Origin of the sequence: Pseudomonas sp. S3(2024) (assembly GCF_036861315.1) — a bacterium.
Lineage (GTDB): Bacteria > Pseudomonadota > Gammaproteobacteria > Pseudomonadales > Pseudomonadaceae > Aquipseudomonas > Aquipseudomonas putida_A.
The window spans coordinates 275,689-295,470 of sequence record NZ_JAZAQQ010000006.1 but is presented as its reverse complement, the minus strand read 5'-3'; the positions used below and the strand labels follow the sequence as shown (position 1 = coordinate 295,470).

Annotated in this window: 13 protein-coding genes; 2 read left to right on the top strand and 11 right to left on the bottom strand. The window is 62.7% G+C overall.

The genetic code is table 11. The features are described 5' to 3' along the window. The first annotated feature begins 66 nt into the window (after positions 1 to 66). Positions 67 to 1,215: a macrolide transporter subunit MacA gene (macA, locus tag VLA07_RS17780; protein WP_096797354.1), complete on the top strand. Its 1,149-nt coding sequence runs from the start codon at positions 67 to 69 to the stop codon at positions 1,213 to 1,215. 2 nt (positions 1,216 to 1,217) lie between these two features. Continuing rightward, a complete protein-coding gene (locus tag VLA07_RS17775; protein ID WP_333990030.1) occupies positions 1,218 to 3,176 on the top strand; it encodes a MacB family efflux pump subunit in 1,959 nt (652 codons plus the stop codon). Between the two features lie 1,067 nt (positions 3,177 to 4,243). Here the strand turns inward: VLA07_RS17775 and VLA07_RS17770 are convergent. From VLA07_RS17770 to glgA, 11 genes are all read right to left on the bottom strand, one after another. Then, complete coding sequence (locus tag VLA07_RS17770; protein ID WP_027612047.1) at positions 4,244 to 5,002, bottom strand: PIG-L deacetylase family protein; 759 nt, start codon at positions 5,000 to 5,002, stop codon at positions 4,244 to 4,246. 157 nt (positions 5,003 to 5,159) lie between these two features. Then, the gene (locus VLA07_RS17765) at positions 5,160 to 5,846 is read right to left on the bottom strand and encodes a glycosyltransferase (protein ID WP_333990029.1); all 687 of its coding nucleotides are present in this window, start codon (positions 5,844 to 5,846) and stop codon (positions 5,160 to 5,162) included. Beyond that, positions 5,843 to 6,442 (bottom strand): SAM-dependent methyltransferase, encoded by a 600-nt coding sequence (locus VLA07_RS17760; RefSeq protein WP_333990027.1) that lies wholly within the window; start codon positions 6,440 to 6,442, stop codon positions 5,843 to 5,845. Before VLA07_RS17760 ends, VLA07_RS17765 begins: the two co-directional genes overlap by 4 nt. Further along, positions 6,439 to 7,212, bottom strand: coding sequence for a PIG-L deacetylase family protein (locus VLA07_RS17755; protein ID WP_247268489.1), 774 nt, complete (start codon positions 7,210 to 7,212; stop codon positions 6,439 to 6,441). Before VLA07_RS17755 ends, VLA07_RS17760 begins: the two co-directional genes overlap by 4 nt. Continuing rightward, positions 7,209 to 8,207, bottom strand: a complete 999-nt coding sequence (locus VLA07_RS17750) for an acyl-CoA dehydrogenase family protein (protein ID WP_333990023.1) — start codon at positions 8,205 to 8,207, stop codon at positions 7,209 to 7,211. The genes VLA07_RS17755 and VLA07_RS17750 overlap by 4 nt, the downstream gene beginning before the upstream one ends. Position 8,208: 1 nt before the next feature. Next, the gene (gene glgX / locus VLA07_RS17745) at positions 8,209 to 10,368 is read right to left on the bottom strand and encodes a glycogen debranching protein GlgX (RefSeq protein WP_333990021.1); all 2,160 of its coding nucleotides are present in this window, start codon (positions 10,366 to 10,368) and stop codon (positions 8,209 to 8,211) included. A gap of 223 nt (positions 10,369 to 10,591) precedes the next feature. Continuing rightward, entirely contained in the window at positions 10,592 to 10,927 is a 336-nt protein-coding gene (locus VLA07_RS17740; RefSeq protein ID WP_027612042.1) for a DUF2934 domain-containing protein, read from the bottom strand. 27 nt (positions 10,928 to 10,954) lie between these two features. Next, on the bottom strand, positions 10,955 to 13,723 hold the full coding sequence (locus VLA07_RS17735) for a malto-oligosyltrehalose synthase (protein WP_333990019.1): 2,769 nt from the start codon (positions 13,721 to 13,723) through the stop codon (positions 10,955 to 10,957). After that, positions 13,720 to 15,798: a 4-alpha-glucanotransferase gene (gene malQ / locus VLA07_RS17730; protein ID WP_333990017.1), complete on the bottom strand. Its 2,079-nt coding sequence runs from the start codon at positions 15,796 to 15,798 to the stop codon at positions 13,720 to 13,722. Before malQ ends, VLA07_RS17735 begins: the two co-directional genes overlap by 4 nt. Further along, entirely contained in the window at positions 15,795 to 17,597 is a 1,803-nt protein-coding gene (treZ, locus tag VLA07_RS17725; RefSeq protein ID WP_333990016.1) for a malto-oligosyltrehalose trehalohydrolase, read from the bottom strand. Before treZ ends, malQ begins: the two co-directional genes overlap by 4 nt. Positions 17,598 to 17,615: 18 nt before the next feature. Next, positions 17,616 to 19,202, bottom strand: a complete 1,587-nt coding sequence (gene glgA / locus VLA07_RS17720; RefSeq protein ID WP_103369530.1) for a glycogen synthase GlgA — start codon at positions 19,200 to 19,202, stop codon at positions 17,616 to 17,618. Positions 19,203 to 19,782 lie beyond the last annotated feature (580 nt).

Here is a 19,782-nt window from a genome sequence, read left to right as displayed (position 1 = left end):
GTGTGGTTGTTCTATCAAGACCCGGCCGCTGGCCGGGTTCATCCCTGAACGGACTTGTGGTTATTTATGGAAAAGTCGAAGTTGCGCAAAGTCGGTATGGGGTTGGCATTGGCGGCGGTGGCCGGGTTGGTGCTGTACACGGTGCAGGCACCCGCCGAAGCGCCGAAATACCAGACCGCCCCGGTCGAACGCTCGGATATCGAAAACACCGTGCTCGCCACCGGATTGCTGGAAGGCGTCAAGCAGGTGGACGTCGGTGCCCAGGTGTCGGGGCAGTTGAAGTCGCTCAAGGTCAAGGTGGGCGACAAGGTGAAGAAGGGCCAGTGGCTGGCCGAGATCGATCCGCTGGTGCTGCAGAACACCCTGCGTCAGGCGCAGGTCGATGAGGAAAACCTGCAGGCGCAAAAGCGCGCCACGCAGGCCCAGCTCAAACAGACCAAAGCGATTTACCAGCGCTATCAGAACCTGCAGGAAGACGCGTCGATCTCGCGTCAGGATTTCGAAACCGCGCAATCGGACTACGAGGTGCAGCAGGCCAACCTGCTGTCGCTGGACGCGCAGATCAAAAGTGCGCACATCCAGATCGACACCGCCAAGGTCAACCTCGCGTATACGCGGATCGTCGCGCCGATCGATGGCGACGTGGTCGGCATCGTCACCCAGGAAGGCCAGACCGTGATCGCCAACCAGTTGGCGCCGATCCTGCTGAAACTGGCGGATCTGGACACCATGACCATCAAGGCCCAGGTGTCGGAGGCCGACGTGATTCATATCGCGCCGGGGCAGCAGGTGTATTTCACCATTCTCGGCGAAGACAAACGCTATTACGGCAAGCTGCGCGGCACTGAGCCGGCGCCGCAGAACTTCCTCGAAACGCCGCCGGCCGGCACCCCGAAACAAAACACTGCAGTGTTTTACAACGCGTTGTTCGAGGTGCCCAATCCCGACCATCGCTTGCGCATCTCGATGACCGCGCAGGTGCGTATCGTCCTCGATACCGCGCAATCGGTGCTGACCGTGCCGGTGGCCGCGCTCGGGCCACGCAACGCCGATGGCAGTTTTCCGGTGCGGGTGCTGGACGCCAAGGGCCAGGCGCAGTCGCGCAACGTGCAGACCGGGATCAACAACAACGTCAAAGTGCAGATCAATCAGGGCCTCAGCGAAGGCGAGCGGGTGGTGATCGGTGATCCGCTACCCGCCGTGGCGGGGGCTTGAGCATGACGCAAGCGTTGCTGCAACTGACCGGCATCACCCGCAGTTTTACCGCCGGCGACCGTGAATTTCTCGCACTGAAGAACATCAACCTGACGATCAACGCCGGAGAAATGGTGGCGATCATCGGCGCCTCCGGTTCCGGCAAATCAACCCTGATGAACATCCTCGGCTGCCTCGATTACGCCACCGCCGGCAGCTACAAGATCAACGGCCAAGAGACCCGCGACCTTGACGATCAGGCGCTGGCCGAACTGCGCCGCGATTACTTCGGTTTCATCTTCCAGCGCTATCACTTGCTGCCGCACCTGAGCGCGATGCACAACGTCGAGATGCCAGCGATCTACGCCGGCATCCCCGCGCCGCAACGCCACGCCCGCGCCCGCGAGTTGTTGGCGCGACTGGGTCTCGACGGGCACCTGACCCACCGGCCGAGCCAGCTCTCCGGCGGTCAGCAGCAGCGGGTGAGTATCGCCCGGGCCTTGATGAATGGCGGTGAAGTGATTCTCGCCGACGAACCCACCGGCGCCCTCGACACCGCCAGCGGCAAGGAAGTGATGCGCATCCTGCTGGAGCTGCACGCGGCCGGGCACACGGTGATTCTGGTGACCCACGACCCGAAAGTCGCGGCCAACGCCGAACGCATCATCGAAGTCAGCGACGGTGAAATCCTCAGCGACCGGCGCAACCAGCGCGACACCGGGCAACTGTCGGACGAAGAGGAGGTGCCGCCCAAACCACCGGCGACACGCCGTTTGGTCGCCAGCCTCGGGCTGTTCAAGGAAGCCTTCAACATGGCCTGGGTGGCGCTGATTTCGCACCGCATGCGCACCTTGCTGACCATGCTCGGGATTGTCATCGGCATCACCTCGGTGGTGTCGATTTCGGCGATCGGTGAGGGCGCGAAAAACTACGTGCTCAAGGACATTTCGGCGATCGGCAGCAATACCATCGATATCTATTCCGGCAGCAGTTTCGGCGACAAGCGCGCCGCCTCGATCGAGACACTGGTGCCGGCCGACGTCACCGCGCTGAATCAGCTGTATTACGTCGACAGCGCCACCCCGGTGGTCGGTCGCAGCATGCTTCTGCGTTATCGCAACATCGACCTCGATGCGCAGATCAACGGTGTCAGTGATCAGTATTTCCAGGTTCGCGGAATCAAACTGGAGGCAGGCATCACCTTCAGCGAGAGCGACGCGCGGCGCCAGGCGCAGGTGGTGGTGATCGACTACAACACCCGGCATCGGTTATTCGGCGAGGGCGTCGATCCGCTGGGGCAGGTGATCCTGATCGGCAACCTGCCATGCACGGTGATCGGCGTGGCCGCCGAGAACAAGAACCTGTTTGCCTCGGGCAAAACCCTCAACGTCTGGGTGCCCTACGAAACCGCCGCCGGGCGTATCCTGGGCCAACGTTTTCTCGACAGCATCAGCGTACGGATCAAGGACGGCCAGTCGAGCAAAGTGGTGGAAAATCACGTCACCCAATTGATGCTGCAACGCCACGGCATCAAGGACTTCTACACCAACAACCTCGACAGCGTGATGCAGACCGTGCAGAAAACCAGCCGTTCGCTGGCCTTGCTGCTGTCGCTGATCGCGGTGATTTCGCTGGTGGTCGGCGGCATCGGGGTGATGAACATCATGCTGGTGTCGGTCACCGAGCGTACCCGCGAGATCGGCATTCGCATGGCGGTCGGCGCACGGCAGTCGGACATCCGTCAGCAGTTTCTGGTGGAGGCGGTGATGGTCTGCCTGCTCGGCGGGGCCATCGGCATTTCCCTGTCGTACGCCATCGGCCATCTGTTTTCGCTGTTCATCAAGGAATGGGAGATGGTGTTCTCCATGGCTTCGGTGCTGACGGCGGTGATCTGCTCGACGCTGATCGGCATCGTCTTCGGCTTCGTCCCCGCGCGCAATGCATCGCGCCTGGACCCGATCGAGGCGCTGGCGCGGGACTGATTGCCGGAGCTGATTGGCCGGGCTTGTGCCTGAAGTGCAAAAATCGAAAGGGACGGGTCATGAACCCGTCCCTGTATTTCGTCCTCATTCCAACTGTGGGAGCGAGCCTGCTCGCGAAAGCGGCCTCACAGTCGACCAATCCCTGACTGAATGCACTCAGTCAAATGGTGGGAGCTGGCGTGCCAGCGATGGCGGCCTACAAGCCGACCAACCTCCCAACTGAATGCACGCATTCCAACTGTGGGAGCGAGCCTGCTCGCGAAAGCGGCCTCACAGTCGACCAGTCCCCAACTGAATACACTCGATCAAATGGTGGGAGCTGGCTTGCCAGCGATGGCGGCCTACCAGCCGACCAACCTCCCGCCTGAATGCACGCATTCCAACTGTGGGAGCGAGCCTGCTCGCGAAAGCGGCCTCACAGTCGACCAGTCCCCAACTGAATACACTCGATCAAATGGTGGGAGCTGGCTTGCCAGCGATGGCGGCCTACCAGCCGACCAACCTCCCGCCTGAATGCACGCATTCCAACTGTGGGAGCGAGCCTGCTCGCGAAAGCGGCCTCACAGTCGACCAGTCCCCAACTGAATACACTCGATCAAATGGTGGGAGCCGGCTTGCCAGCGATGACAGCCTACCAGCCGACCAACCTCCCGCCTGAATGTACGCATTCCAACTGTGGGAGCGAGCCTGCTCGCGAAAGCGGCCTCACAGTCGACCAGTCCCCAACTGAATACACTCGATCAAATGGTGGGAGCTGGCTTGCCAGCGATGACGGCCTACAAGCCGACCAACCTCCCAACTGAATGCACGCATTCCAACTGTGGGAGCGGGCTTGCTCGCGAAAGCGGCCTAACAGTCGACCAATCCCCAACTGAATACACTCGGTCAAATTGTGGGAGCTGGCTTGCCAGCGATGGCGGCCTACCAGCCGACCAACCTCCCACCTGAATGCACTCATTCCAACTGTGGGAGCGGGCTCGCTCGCGAACAGGCCAGCACATTCAACATCACAGGTGACTGAACCGACGCTTTCGCGAGCAAGCCCGCTCCCACAGGGGATGGGTGTTTCAGATGAAGACAATTTCGTAGGGCAGGCGCATCCGTTCCAGGATCACCGGCGGCAGCATCGGCGCGATGCCGATCGCCGGTTCGCCCTTGAGCTGGCTGGCATAGGCGTGGGTGGCGTGGCTTTTGCGCGCCACGGTCCAGGTGTCGAGGCGCAGTTTGCGTGCACGATCCCAGGGGATCAGGCTCTGCTCGCGCTCCGGCCAGTGCCAGGCCCAGACCGCCACATCGTGATAGGTGGCTCCGGCTTGCGCCGCCGCGTTGGCACTGGCACGTCCGACCGCTTCGTGGTCGTCGTTGCCGTCGTTGCGCCAGGTGCTGAACACCACGTCGCCGGGGCGCAGATAACGCGAAATGAAACTGCTGATTTCGGTCTCGCGTTCGAGCAGCGCGTTGTCGGTGAACCCGCCGCGCACCCATTTCAGACTGTGCATCGGCAGGCCGAGCCGACGCAGGGCTTCGACGCTCTCTTGCGGACGGAACACGCTCAGGCGTTTTTCCGACCACTGTCGCGAGCCGGGATGGCTGGCGCTGCCATCAGTGATCGACAGCAGTTGCAGCGGATGACCGAGGCTGGAGAGCAATTGCAGGAGCCCGCCACAGGTCACCACTTCATCACCCGGATGCGGGGCGACGACGACGGCGCGAGCACCGGGGGGAACGAGGCTATGGGTGTTGATGACGGGGATGTTGTCCAACTGCGGGGAACTGTTCCAGATCTGTACCGGCGGCGGGTTTTCGTTGAGGAATAACGGTTTCATGGGTGCTACGTCCTTGTCGAGTCAGGCCCTCAATCGAATCTGCACCGTAGAAAGGCAGGTGCGCTCGACCCGTGAAGGCGAATGGATTGCTGTGCGACGCTCCGAACCCTGGATTGCCGCGCAGCAGAGTATTGCTCATGAAAACCGGTTCGTCGCGTCACAGATCAATCTGATCCGCTTTTTTTATGTCTAACTGTACCAATTTTCGCAGGTAGTCCCCGAATCCGCCCCGGGCACGGCTGTCCAGACGGGCGCTGGTATGCACTTGCGGGCGATGGCTCCAGGCGATGTCGGCACCGAGCAATTCCAGTTGCCGCACCAGTTGCACGTCCTCATCGCAGGTCAAGGGGGCGAATCCCCCGGCCCAACGATAAGCATCGGCACTGACCCCAAGATTGGCGCCGTGGATATGGCGATGCCCGTCCCGCGCCTGATAGTGGCTGTGATAGCGGATTTGCGCGCTTTCGTCGAATGTCGGATCCCAATGTTCGACGGTCACCGTGCCGCACACCGCGTCCGCACCCAGCCCCAACTGTGCCACCAGCCAGTCCTCGGCCACACGGCTGTCGGCGTCGGTGCAGGAAATCCAGCGCGCGCCACGCTCCAGCAACACCTGCGCGCCAGCGGCCCGGGCCTGGCCGACGTTGCGGGCGTCGATGTGCAGGCTCAGTACCGGAAAGTTGCTGACGATCTCTGCCGAGCGATCGGTGCAGCTGTCGAGCACCACCAGCACTTCGACCGGCTCGCCGGCCAGCAGCCCGTGTTTACTGGCGCGCACGGCGGCCGTCAGGCACTGTTCCAGCAGGTCTTGCTCGTTATGCGCGGGAATCAGAATGCCGATCATCGCAGGCCCTCCAGTGCGGCCACCGAGCGCGGCTCACGGCTCCAGACTTCAAGGATGAAGTCCGCTTCCTGATGCAGCGCCAGACGCGGTAGCGGAAATTGCTCGTGAATCAGGTCATGTACCTGCCGCGCGTTGAGCGGGCAGCCATCGATGGGCGGGCGCCAGTGGCAGGCCAGCAACTGGCCGTCAGCCGTCAGGGATTCACTGATGCGGCGGATCACTTCTGTCAGATCCTGGGCATCGAGGTAGTAGCCGATTTCGCTAAATACAATCAGGTCGAATTTTTCCTCCGGCCAGTCACCGGGCAGGCGACTTTGGCGCACTTCGGCGTGGTCAAACAGGCTCAATCGGGTACGCGCCAGATTCACCGCGGCACTGGCGGTGTCGCAACACAGCAGGCGGTCGCAGCGCTCGGCGAGCTCGGCGCTGAGTTCGCCATTGGCGCAACCGGGTTCGAAGATCGCCCGATAATGCGCGCGAGGCAGGGCGGCGAGGGTGATCGCGCGTTTGCGCTGTTCGTACCAGCGCTCGCGGAAGGCCCAGGGATCATCGTTAGCGCTGAACAATCCGTCGAAGTAACGATCATCGACACTCATAGGAACACCACTTCGAACGGTTGCAGCAGACGATCCAGCACGTACGGCGCCAATACCGGTTGCAGCCCGGCTTGCGGATCGCCCTCCAACTGACTGGCGAACGCATGCACCGCGTGGCGTTTGCGCGCCACTTGCTCCGGCGACAACAGAATCTTGCGCGCGCGCTGCCACGGCACCGAAGCGTCTTCGGGGGAGGCCCAGTGCCAGGTCCATACCGGCAATTCGTGGCAGGTGGCGCCGACCCGCCTTGCGGCCTCGATACTGGCGCGCCCGGCGGCTTCGTGATCGCAGTGGCCGTCCTCGCACCAGGTGCTGAACACCACGTCGCCGGGGCGCAGGTGGCGTTCGATGAACGCGACCAGAGACGGCTCATCTGCGGCGACCTGGCTATCGCTGAAACCGCCGCGCAGCCATTTCATCCGGTGCAACGGCACGCCGAGGCGGCGCAGGGCTTCGGCCGATTCCTGCGGCCGCACTACGCTCAGCCGTTCTACCGGCCAGCGCTCGGAGCCGGGATGACTGGCGCTGCCATCGGTGACCGAAATCAGTTGCAACTGACGCCCGGCGGCGGCCAGCAACTGCAACATACCGCCGCAGCCGAGCACTTCGTCGTCCGGGTGCGGGGCGACGATCACCGCCCGCGCGCCCGGTGGCACCAGACTGAGGACATCGACGCTGTCCAGTGCCGCCAGGTGCCGCGAATGTTGCCATTGCAGCAGTGAAGTGCCCTGGTGGCCGATGATCGGATCGGGTTTATTGGCGACATTCATAGCGTCCAGGCCTCCTCGGGGTGTTCAGCCAGCGACTGGCCGAGAGCGGCCAGATCACGCTCGGCATGGCTCTGGCGCAGGAACACCGGCAGATCGGCGCTCAACCGGGCGAAGTGCCGGTCCTTGCAGAACGGCCCCGCACCCAGCGCCCGCCCGGTCTCGCGCATCACTTGCTCAGCCGATTGCTCGACCACAGCGCGGGCGCGCCGGGCCAACAGTTCGGCATCGGCTTCGGGATGCGCATCGATGTGCAGCGCACTGAAACGCAGCACATTGGCGGCTGAGTAAAGTGCTGAATCGACCACGCCGAGGTGGGCGAGGGCATGCGGTTCCTCACGTTGCGCGCAGTGTTGACGCAGCGCCTCGGCGATCTGCCGTGCCGCGCCGTACCAGCACGCGGCAATACCGATCCCGCCTTGCCAGAAACCCGGACGATTCAGGTAGTCGCCGGGTTCGCCGATGGCCTGGGCTTCGGCGCCGTCGAACAACACTTCGACGCTGCCGGTGGCTCCCATGCCGACCGCTTGCCAGCCCTGATCGGTGATGGTCACGCCCGGTTGATCAAGTGCCACTGCGACCAGTTGCTGATGGTCTTCGGCGTCCCACGCGGTGAGCAGCGCATGGCTGAGCACCGCCGCCCCCGAGCACCAGGCCTTGCGCCCGTCAAGGCGCACCATGTGCCCGGCCGGGCGCACTTGCACCCGCGCCTGCGGCGGTTCAGCCGCCCACATGCCCCAAGTGCTGCCCGGGGTGGGCGAGCCACCGAGCTGTTCGATGATCGCCAATGCGTCGGTGTGGCCTTCGTAGAGTTTGCACAAGCCCAGATCATGCCCGCCGACTTCCGCCAGACGTTGAAAGCGCTCCAGCGTGCGGCCGCTGCCCGGTAACGGCAACTGATCCAGGCCGGCCTCGACCAGCGCCCGCAGGCAATGGCCGAGTGCGGCGGTGTCGCGATAGTCCGGCGGGCGGCGCGCCAGATAACTGTGCAGGTCCATATCAGTCTTCTTCTTCGCGTTGCAGTTCGAACAGCAGCAGCGAACGCCCGGTGACTGAATACTCATGGCCGAACTCGAAGCGTTCCTGACCGCGAATCGACGGCTGATTGGTGTCGATCATGCAGGTCCAGAAACTGCCTTCCGGCACTTCAGGCAGGCTGAAGTTGACGATGTCGTGGTGGGCGTTGACCACCAGCAGCAACGTCGCATCGGCACCTTTGCGGCGGATCCCGGTTTCCTGCGCGCGACCATCAAGGAGCATGCCCAGGCAACGGTTATTCGCGTCGTGCCAGTGTTCGGTGGTCATCTCGGTGCCGTCCGGCGCCAGCCAGGTGACGTCCTTGACGCCGATGTCCTCGTTGTACTCGCCGACCAGGAAACGCCCGCGACGCAGGATCGGATAAGCCATACGCAACTTGATCAGGCGTTTGACGAATTTGAGCAGCGCCTTGCCGTCCTCGCTCAGGTCCCAGTTGACCCAGCCAATCTCGCTGTCCTGGCAATAGGCGTTGTTGTTGCCGTCCTGCGTGCGGGCGAATTCGTCGCCGGCAACGATCATCGGCGTGCCCTGCGACAGCAGCAGCGTGGCGAAGAAGTTGCGCATCTGCCGATGGCGCAGCGCATTGATCTCGGGATCGTCGGTCGGGCCTTCGACGCCGTGGTTCCACGACAGGTTGTTGTTGCTGCCGTCCTGGTTGTTCTCGTCGTTGGCTTCGTTGTGCTTGTCGTTGTACGACACCAGATCGTTGAGGGTGAAACCGTCATGCGCGGTGATGAAGTTCACCGACGAGTACGGCCGCCGCCCACGCTGGTTGAACATCTCGCCGGACGCGGTCATGCGGCTGGCGAAGTCGGCAACCTGGCCGTCGTCGCCTTTCCAGAACGCGCGCACGGTGTCGCGGAATTTGTCGTTCCACTCGACCCAGCCCGGCGGAAAATTGCCGACCTGATAGCCACCGGGGCCACAGTCCCACGGCTCGGCGATCATTTTCACCTGACGCAGCACCGGGTCCTGACGGCAGGCGACGAGGAAGCTGTGGCGCTCGTCGAAACCGTCGTGATAGCGCCCGAGAATGGTTGCCAGATCGAAGCGGAAACCGTCGACGTGCATCTCGCTGGCCCAATAACGCAGCGAGTCGGTGACCATCTGCAGCACGCACGGGTGACTGAGGTCGAGGGTGTTGCCGGTGCCGGAATCGTTGATGTAATAGCGCTTGTCGTCCGGCATCAGGCGATAGTAGGAGGCGTTATCGATGCCGCGCATCGACAGGGTCGGACCCTGTTCGTTGCCCTCGGCGGTGTGGTTGTAGACCACGTCGAGGATCACTTCCAGATTGGCCTCGTGCAGGTGCGCGACCATCTCCTTGAACTCGGCGATCTTGCCGCTGGCCAGGTAACGCGGGTCCGGGGCGAAGAAGGCGATGCTGTTGTAGCCCCAGTAGTTGGTCATGCCCTTGTGCAGCAAATGCTGGTCGTTGACGAAGGCATGGATCGGCAGCAATTCCACACTCGACACGCCGAGTTTGCGGATGTGTTCGAGCACGTCGTCGACCATCAACCCGGCAAAGGTACCGCGCACGTTCTCCGGCACCGATGGGTGACGCATGCTGATGCCGCGTACGTGGGTTTCATAGATGATGGTTTTGTCCCACGGCACGCTGACGCGGTGGTCATTGCCCCAGGTGTGCGCCGGGTCGATGACCTTGCACTTGGGCACAAACGGCGCGCTGTCGCGTTCATCGAAACTGAGGTCGGCATCGGGGTGGCCGATGGTGTAGCCGAACAGCGCCTCTGACCATTTCAACTCGCCGACCAGTTGTTTGGCGTACGGGTCGATCAGCAGTTTGTTGTGGTTGAAGCGATGGCCGTTTGCCGGGTCATACGGGCCATACACGCGGTAGCCGTAGATCAGCCCCGGATGGGCGTCGGGCAGATATCCGTGATAGATCTCGTCGGTGTACTCCGGCAGTTCGATGCGTTCGAGTTCGACTTCGCCGGCATCGTCGAAAATGCACAGTTCAACCTTGGTGGCGTTGGCGGAAAACAGTGCAAAGTTAACCCCCAGACCATCCCAGGTCGCACCGAGCGGGAAGGGCAGGCCTTCACGGATTCTCGAAGGTTCAGCGTGCGCTGCGGGCTCGGCATTCTTTGGACGGGTCATGATTGCTCCTGCAAATCGGGGAAATTCTCGGCTGATACAAAACCTTGTAGGAGTGAGCCTGCTCGCGATAGCGGTCTGACATTCAATCGCGATTTCGCCTGATACATCGCTATCGCGAGCAGGCTCACTCCTACAGGAAGGTTGTATGTTTCTTGAGGACGAGTGAGTCCTCGGTGGCGAGCGAACCCGCCACACGGTCATTCAGTTCAATAATCCGGGTGTGTCAGTTGGCCGGGGGCTTGCGTGGGGCGCGCGGCTTTTTCTCGGCGGCTTTTTCGCCCGGTGGAATCACTTTGGCGGCGCTGGAAGGCTTGGCTTTGGCGTCCGCAGGCGCCTTGGGCTTGGCCGCCGGGGTCTTGCTTTCGCTGGCTTTGCCGGTCGCAGTCTTGCCGGCAGTTTTGCTGCCCGCAGCCTTTGGCGACTTCTTCGGCGCGAGGGCCTCGGCTTCGGCCAGTTTGCGCGCCATTTCCCAATGACGCGCTTCATGACCTTCAGGTTTGCCCTCCGATTCCCAGATCTGATAGGCAAACTCGCGGATGCGTTTATCGTCGGTACTCATCGCAATGCTCCTGAACTGAACTCGTCGTTACGTAAAGAGTTGGGTAAACAGATTGACCGGGAAATCCCCCAGCGCGGCGCTGACGTTCAGCTCCCTGTTTTTTGTGACTGCGCTGCTGTGAAAAAGTCCCTTCAGGTTTGTGTCAGAGGCGGCGAACGGTAAAACCACCCGTGTATCGCCCCAGCGCAGCGCATCCACCTGTGGCACGGCACTGTTTTCCAGCAACGTCGCGCAGCGGATCGGCACGATCACGATGGCGTAGCGGCCCTCGTGCTCACGGGCGAATGCGAGCACGTTGTGCGCCTGCTCGCCCAGCACCTCCAAGGCCTGATACGTGCCCCGGCGAAACAGCTCGGCGTGTTCGGCGCGCAGGTTCAACACCTCGGCGATCAACGCTTGCTTGATGCGCCCGTCACGCCAGTTCGCCAGCAGCTCCGGGAGCGGCGCGTGTCCGTCCAGAGCTTGCGCGCGCGCGGCGTAATCCACCGTCCGGCGGTTGTCCGGATCGACCAGGCTGAAGTCCCAGAACTCGTTGCCTTGATACAGATCCGGCACCCCCGGCACGGTCATGCGCAGCAAGGTTTGCGCCAGACTGTTAAGGGCGCCGGCTGCCGCGATGCTGTTGACGGTCTTGCTCAGCGCGGCGCGCAGCAGCTCGCCTTCTGCACCGGTGAGCAAGCGTTGGGTGAACGTCTGCGCAGCGTTTTCGTAGGCCTCGTTCGGCGCGCTCCAGCTGCTTTGCAACTTGGCTTCGCGCAGGGCTTTCTGTTGCCACTGCCAGATGCGTTCGGCGTAGTCGCTGAAACCTGCCTGATCGTCATCACGCAGTTGCAGCGGCCAACTGCCGAGCAACGCCTGATAAAGGATCAGTTCATCGCCGGACGACGGCACCTGGTCATCGTCGCGCAACGGCCTGGCGAGGGCGCGCCACAACTCGACCTGTTCGGCGTACCAGTGGCTGCGTTCGCTGAGCACCGCCAGTCGTGCGCGGGTGTCTTCGCCGCGTTTGTGGTCGTGGGTCGCAGTGGCCAGCAAATTGTCGGGAAACGCATCCAGGCGTTGCTGATTGACCGCATGGAAGTCGCTGACCGGCGCGCTGAACTGCTCGGTGTTATAGCCGACGTCATTGCGCGACAGCAGCACCGCCGAGCGATACAACGCGGTGTCTTCCACGGCTTTGGCCGCTGCCGGCGACGTCAGTTGCTGGAAACGCACGCAGGCGTGCTTGAGGATCTTGCGCGAGCGCCCGCGCGGCTTTTGCCGCCAGGGCGTACCACCAAGCCAGGCCGCGACGCATTCGAGCACCGGCCAGTCGCCTTCGCCCAGCGTTTGCCGCGCACCGTCCATGGCTTGCTGGAAGAACTGTTCATCCTGCGCCGCGCGACCCAGCGCATTGATGTAAGTGCGATACACCGGGAAATGCACGATCAGCGCCTGCAACACCCGACGGATCGCGCCGAGGGTCAGGTCACGGGTCATCAGGTCATCGCGGGCCACTTGCAGCAGCGCCTGGGCGACGCTTTCGAAGTCACTGGCCAGCGAGCCGTTGAGGATCTGTTGCCGCGCCAGTTGCGCTTCTTCGATGAACGCCGCCGGACGCTCGGTGCGTCGCTGCCAGAGGTCGCCGAGGACGTGTTCGCCAGCCGGGTCGTGTTGCAGCAACGACAGCTGATTCATGAACTCGTAACCGGTGCTGCCATCCACCGCCCAATCGGTACGCAGGGTTTCGCCGGCACCGAGAATCTTCTCGACATAGATCGGCAAGTGCCGACCCGGCGCAAGCAAGTCGAGGCGCCGCCGCAGCTTGCGGCAATAGCCACGGGGGTCGGCGAGGCCGTCGATGTGGTCGATACGCAAACCGTCGACCAGGCCTTCGCTAATCAGCTGGAAGATCTTGCCGTGGGTCGCTTCGAACACCGCCGGGCGTTCGACACGCAGGCCACCGAGCTCGTTGATGTCGAAAAAGCGCCGCCAGTTGATGTCGTCTGCTGCGGTGCGCCAACTGGCCAGACGGTAGCTTTGGCGTTCGAGCAACTGATGCAGCTTGTCGAAGCCTTCTGCTGTCGTGGAGTCGTAATGCGCGAGACTTTCCTCAATCGCGGCGAGAGTCTGCGGATCGGCTGCCAGCTCTTTCAGTTCAGCCTTGAGCGGCATCGCCAGCGCATGGGCGTCGGTCTGGTAGCTGAGGGTGCTGAAACGATCGGCCAGGGATTTCAGCGCTTCGACCGGTTTGAGCAGTTCGCCGTAGTCATTCGGGCAGATCGGAAAGTGATGCTCGTAATGCTCGACATGGAAGCGACCTTGCTGCGCATCGAAATGCAGTTTCAACGTGCCTTCCTGCAGCGCGACACCGTAGTCGCTGCCGAGAAACGGCAACAGCAACTGGCCTTCCATCAACGGGTCCGGTGAGTGCCACTGGATGTCGAAGAACTCGCCGTACGGGCTCAGGCGGCCCCACTCCAGCAGATCGAGCCACCACGGGTTGTCACCGCCACCGACCGCCATGTGGTTGGAGACGATGTCGAGGATCAGGCCCATGCCGTGTTCGCGCAGGGTGCTGACCAGACGCCGCAGCGCCGGTTCGCCGCCGAGTTCCGGATTGACTTGCGTCGGGTCGACCACGTCGTAGCCGTGCATCGAACCGGCGCGGGCCGCGAGCAGCGGTGAGGCATAAATGTGGCTGATGCCGAGGCGGGCAAAGTACGGCACCAGCGGCACCGCCTGTTCCAGAGTGAAACCCTTGTGAAATTGCAGGCGCAGGGTGGCGCGCAGGGGTTGGATGAGGGTCTGGTTCATTGGTCACGCTCGGCAGCTTGCAGGCGGGCGCAGGCCAGCAGTTCCAGGCGACGCGCGGCATCGGCGCCATCGAGCAAGGCTTCGCTGTTGCCGGGCAGGCGTCGCGACCAGTTCGGATGGCTGTCGATGGTGCCCGGCAGGTTGGCCTGCTCGTCGATGCCCAGCGCATCTTCCAGCGGCAGCAACACCAGCGGTGCACGGGTGTGGCCGAGGAAACGCACGCTGGCATCGACCACTTGATCGGCTTCGTGGGACTCTTCGCGAAAATTTTGCGGGTCCTGACTCAAGGCCCCGCGCAGGCCTTCGCGCTCGCGCTGGCGATGGCGGCGCCATTCGATTTCACCGTTGGCGTCGACAAATTCCAGACGCGCATTCCAGTCGATATCGCGGCCATGCCACCAACCGTTGAGCGTCGGCAGATCGTGGGTGCTGGTGGTCGCCAGCGCGTTGTCCGGCCAGTCGAGGATCGGTTTGAAATACGTGTTGTCCTGTTCGAACAGCAGCACGCGCATGCCAAGAATCGCCCGCGCACTGAGTTTTTCCCGCAGACCGTCGGGCACGGTGCCGAGGTCTTCGCCGAGGACGATCGCCTGATGTCGATGGGACTCAAGGGTCAGCAGGCGCAGCAGATCGTCAAACGGGTAATACAGATAAGCGCCATCGGCCGGCGCCGCGCCGTTGGGGATCACCCACAGGCGTTGCAGGCCCATGACATGGTCGATGCGCAGCCCGCCAGCGTGGGCGAAGTTGGCGCGCAGCATGTCGATGAACGCACGAAAGCCGTTGCGGATCAGGCCTTCGGGGGAAAACGCGGAAATCCCCCAACCCTGACCGGAGCGATTGAGAATGTCTGGCGGCGCACCCACGGTGAGCGAGGCGAGCAGTTCGTCCTGAAAGCTCCAGGCCTGGCTGCCGGCGCCGTCGGCACCGACCGCAAGGTCAGCGATCAGGCCGATGCCCATGCCGGCGCTGCGCGCAGCCGTTTGCGCGCGCTCCAGGCAGCGGTGGATCAACCACTGGCAAAAGGCGAAGTAACTGATGCGTTCGGCGTATTCCTCGGCAAAGGCTTCGAGGGCGGCGCCGCGCGGCTCATGCCAGTGTGCCGGCCATTCGCGCCAGTCGAGGCTTTCGCCACGGGCGGCGCGCATTTCCTGAATGGCTTCGAAACGGCAGTGATTTTCCAGGGCTTCGCCACCGGCATGGCGGAAACTGGCGAAGTCCGGATGCAACGGATGCTCGCCCGCGACGAAACCGTCGTACAAGGCTTGCAGCAATTTCTGTTTGGCGTCGGCGGCCGCGGGCCAGTCGATCAGCTTCAAGTCTTCCAGTTGCCGGAATTGCTCGGCCAGACCGCTGGCGTCGATCGCATCACGCAGGGCGCGTTCGCCAAGGATGGCGCCCGGTGCGGCATACAAGGCGTTGAGAAACAGGCGGCTGGACGGCGAATAGGGGCTGTAGCGTCCGGTGTCGGCGCTGAACATCGCATGCAACGGACTGATTGCCAGCGCATCGGCACCGCGCTCGCCGGCCACCCGCGCCAGTTCTTCCAGCGCCTGTGTGTCGCCAAAGCCGCAGTCGCCGGGGCGGCGCAGACTGTACAACTGCGCGCTCAACCCCCAGACGCGAGGGATCGGGTTGTCTACCGCATCGCCGACGCTGAAGCAGCGCTCGGGGGCCACGGCCAGGGTGAAATATTGGTCGGCGATGTGCACCTGCTGATAACCGACCGGGATCAAACCGGGCAGTTTCGCTTCGGCGTCGAGTTTGAGGTTAAGCCGTGAACCGTCTTCAAGGTGGATTTCGCAAGGCGTTTCAGGCTCGAAATAGCGGGCCAGATCAACGCTGACCCCGACATCTGCGGTCAATAGCGGCGGCAGGTGGCGATCCTGTTGCACCTGTTGCAGTTGCAGCAGGCTGGCGTCGATTTCCTGTGCGGTATTGGCCGGATGACCCAGGCCGGTGAGAACATTGCGCAGCACCGCCGGGGCGACTTTCTGCGGGCGGCCGTTGGCGTCGATCCAGTCGACGGCGAGGCCGGCGCGGCTTGCGAGTATTTCCAGTTGCGCATCGCTCATAGGCGCTCTCCATCCAGAGGTTGCAAGGGGGTTGCGGCCGTGAGGCTGACAAGCGCGCAATACGCGGGCAATACGCCCGGTTCCGACAGGGCAACGGCGGGCGGCTGTTGAAACAGCCACACGGCGTCGGTCTGTGCAGGGTTGACCACTGGCGTATCGCTGAGGTTCAGGTCAATTCGCAGCTCACTGCCATCGCCCAGGCGCCAGCGTGCACTGACCGCACCGAAGCCGAGCATGTGCGCCCCGAGCGCCTGGGTGCCGGACAGATGGGGAATGATGTAGCGGTGGCGCAATTGCAGCAGTTGCCGGTACAGCGCGAGGGTTTTCTGCTGTTTTGCGCTGCCGTTGCCGACCAGGCGAGGCTGCGAGGCGTGGAAGGTCTGCTCGGCATTCGGATCGGGAATTTTTTCGCGTTTGTGCGGATCGGCGAAGGCGCTGAACCCGGCGAATTCATTGCGCCGACCTTCGCGCACCAGATCCGCCAGTTCACCGTGGTGGCTGGTGAAAAACAGGAACGGCTGCTCGGCCGCGTACTCATCGCCCATGAACATCAGCGGAATCATCGGTGACAGCAGCAACAGCACGGTGGCGGCCTGCACCGCGCGTGGATCGGCCAGGTGATGCAGACGTTCGCCGAAGGCGCGGTTGCCGATCTGGTCGTGGTTCTGCAGGAACAGGATGAAAGCGGTGGAGGGCAGGTGTTCGCTGGGCTCGCCGCGCGGTTCGCCGTGGCGGGTGATGTGGCCCTGAAACACGAAGCCCTGGCTTAGGCAGCGCACCAGTTGTTCGGTGGGTTTCAGCGCATAGTCAGCGTAGTAGGCGTCGGTTTCGCCGGTCAGCAGCACGTGCAGGGCGTTGTGGCCGTCGTCGTTCCACTGCGCGTCGTAATCCTCTTCAAGCAAGCTCGACTGGTTGAGCTCGTTTTCGACGGTCAGCCAGACGTGACGGCTCGGATCGATCTGCTGACGAATACGCTGCGCCAGTTCGGGCAGGAAGTCCGGGCTTTCGATGGCGTGCACCGCGTCCAGGCGCAGTCCGTCGAAGCGGTATTCGAGCACCCACATCAGCGCGTTTTCAATGAAGAAGTCCCGCACTTCACGGCGGCGGAAATCGATCGCCGCGCCCCATGGCGTGTGCTTGTCTTCGCGGAAAAAGCCTTTGGCGTAGCGCCCGAGGTAATTGCCGTCGGGGCCGAAGTGGTTGTAGACCACGTCGAGAATCACCGCCAGCCCATGGCCGTGGGCGCTGTCGATCAGGTGTTTGAGTTGTTCCGGAGTGCCATAGGAGGCTTGCGGTGCGAAAGGCAGCACGCCGTCATAACCCCAGTTGCGCGTGCCGGGAAACTGCGCCAGGGGCATCAGTTCGATGGCAGTGATGCCCAGCTCGACCAGACGCGCCAGATGCTGCTCGACTTCGGCAAAGCCGCCGAGCGCGCCGACGTGCAGCTCGTAGATCACCGCTTCGCTCCACGGCCGGCCGTGCCAGGTGGTGTGGCGCCAGTCATAGGCCAGCGGATCGACCACCACACTGTGGCGGTCAAGGTCGCCGTCCTGGGCGCGGGAGGCCGGGTCGGGCACCTCCAGTTCACCATCGATGTTGAAGCGGTAGCGGGTGCCCGCCGGGCACCGGGTCTTGATCACGAACCAGCCATCGGCCTGCGGTAACATCGGCAAGGACTGGCCGTCTTCAAGTTCGACACTGACGTAAAACGCATCCGGTGCCCACAGCGCAAACTGAGTGTGTTCGGCGTCCTGCATGATCGCGCCGTGGGGCCAGTTTTCTTGGGTCCGTAACGGCATGGTGAAAAGCTCCCTGAGTTATTTGTGGCCGGCTTTACCCAGCGCCTTGGCGACCAGTTGTTCGTAGAGTTCGGCGTAGGGTTCGACCGCTTTGCACCAGTTGAACGGCGCGGCCATCGCTCGGCAACGCATGGCATTGAGCAGTTCGGGAAAGGCAAAGACCTTGAATGCGCGGCTCAGCGCTTCGCGGTAGCTCTCGACAGTGGATTCGTCGAAAAGGAAACCGGTAACGCCGTTTTCGATGGTGTCGGCCAGGCCGCCGGTATTGCGTGCCACGGGCAAAGAGCCGAAGCGCTGGGCGTACATCTGGCTCAGGCCGCAAGGTTCATAACGCGACGGCATCAGCAGGAAATCGCTGCCGGCGAACATGCGCCGGGCGTCGGTTTCATTGAAGCCGATGCGTACGCCGATCTGCCCGGGGAAGCGCAGCGCCAGTTCACGCATGGCCTGTTCTTCTTCCGGCTCGCCACGGCCGATGATTGCGATCTGGCCGCCGTTCTGCACGATGTATTCGGAGACGGCTTCAGTCAGGTCCAGACCTTTCTGATACACCAGACGCGAAACCACGGCGAACAGCGGGCCGCTGGAATCGTTCAAGCCAAACAGTTCACGCACGTGGGCGGCGTTCACCGCTTTGCCTTCCCAGTCGCCGATGGCGAACGGCGCGAACAGGTGCGGATCAGTGGCCGCGTCCCAGCTCTCGTCGATGCCGTTGGGGATGCCGCTGAGCAAGCCTTGCTGGGTCTTGGCGGCGAGAAAACCGTCGAGACCGCAGCCGAAATCCGGGGTGGTGATTTCCTGCGCGTAGGTGGCGCTGACGGTGGTGATGTGGCTCGAATAGGCCATGCCGGCCTTGAGGAACGACATCTTGCCGTAGAATTCCATGCCTTCCTGTTGCAGGGCGTGGGTCGGAATACCCAGCTCGGGGCACGAGCCGAGGCTGGTCACGCCTTGGTAGGCGAGGTTGTGAATGGTGAACAGGGTCGGCGTGCGCTGCCCGCGCCAGTGCATATACGCAGGGGCCAGACCGGCGGGCCAGTCGTGGGCGTGCACCAGATCCGGGCACCAGTGAATTTGTGCGAGGTTGGCGGCGATGTCGGCAGCGGCCAGGCCCAGGCGGGCGAAACGAATATGGTTGTCCGGCCAGTCGCGACCGTTGTTGGCTCCGTACGGCGAGCCTTCACGCTCATACAGCTCGGGGCAGATCAGCACGTAGATCACCAGCCCGTCCGGCATGTCCATGCGCCCGATCTTGCACGGAGGCAATGCGGCATGCCCGCCGAGTTCGCCGATGATGTGGATCGGGTTCTCGCTGTGCATCACCTGCGGGTAACCGGGGATCAACACGCGCACATCGTGCAGGTGCGCCATGGCGCGGGGCAGGGCGGCGGAGACGTCCCCCAGACCACCGGTCTTCACCAGATCGGCGATTTCCGAGGTGACGAACAACACTTTCTTCTTGTTGGGATTCTGGCTGGCGACCGGCGTCAGCGTTTTGGTGCCCGGGACGTTGATCGACCGGCTGCCGGGAAGACTCACCGTGCTCGATTCACCAACCGCCTGCTGAGCACGCTCTCCCTGAATATCCAATGCCGCACTGATCATATGAATCTCCCGTGTCGTTGATCTGATTCTTGTATCGAACAAGCTGTGGCCAAATCCTGTGGCCGGGCGCAAACGCGCCACGCATCGGTGAGCAAACGCTACCCAACACGTGCAAGCAGAATGGGTGAAGGGGCCGTTGCAAGGATTGCACCAGTCGCGTTGACCCTGCCTTTCAGATGACCCGCCGCCATCTGCAAAAGTTTCGACAATTTTTCGGGTTTGTGACTGGCCGGTTTTAATCCGCGAAAGTCAGTCTAGGCCAGATCCTAGAGCGGGCGAGAGCAAACGGGTAAATTGTTCGACAATCGGTTTGCAGGCAGCGAAATCCGTGGTGTTCAAGCAGGAACGCACCGACGAAGGGCAGGTTTTTTTGAGGGAGAGGGCTAAAACGGTGACTGGTTGGTCACGATTTTGTGCTAGTGCAAAGGGAGGGCGCACTGTTGTGGTGCGGGCAGTTTGTTGATGTGTTGTCTATTAAGGCCCCTTCGCGAGCAAGCCCGCTCCCACAGTTGATTTGTGTACGACGCATTTCCAATGTGGGAGCGGGCTTGCTCGCGAAGGCGTCAGTCGATTCAGCGCA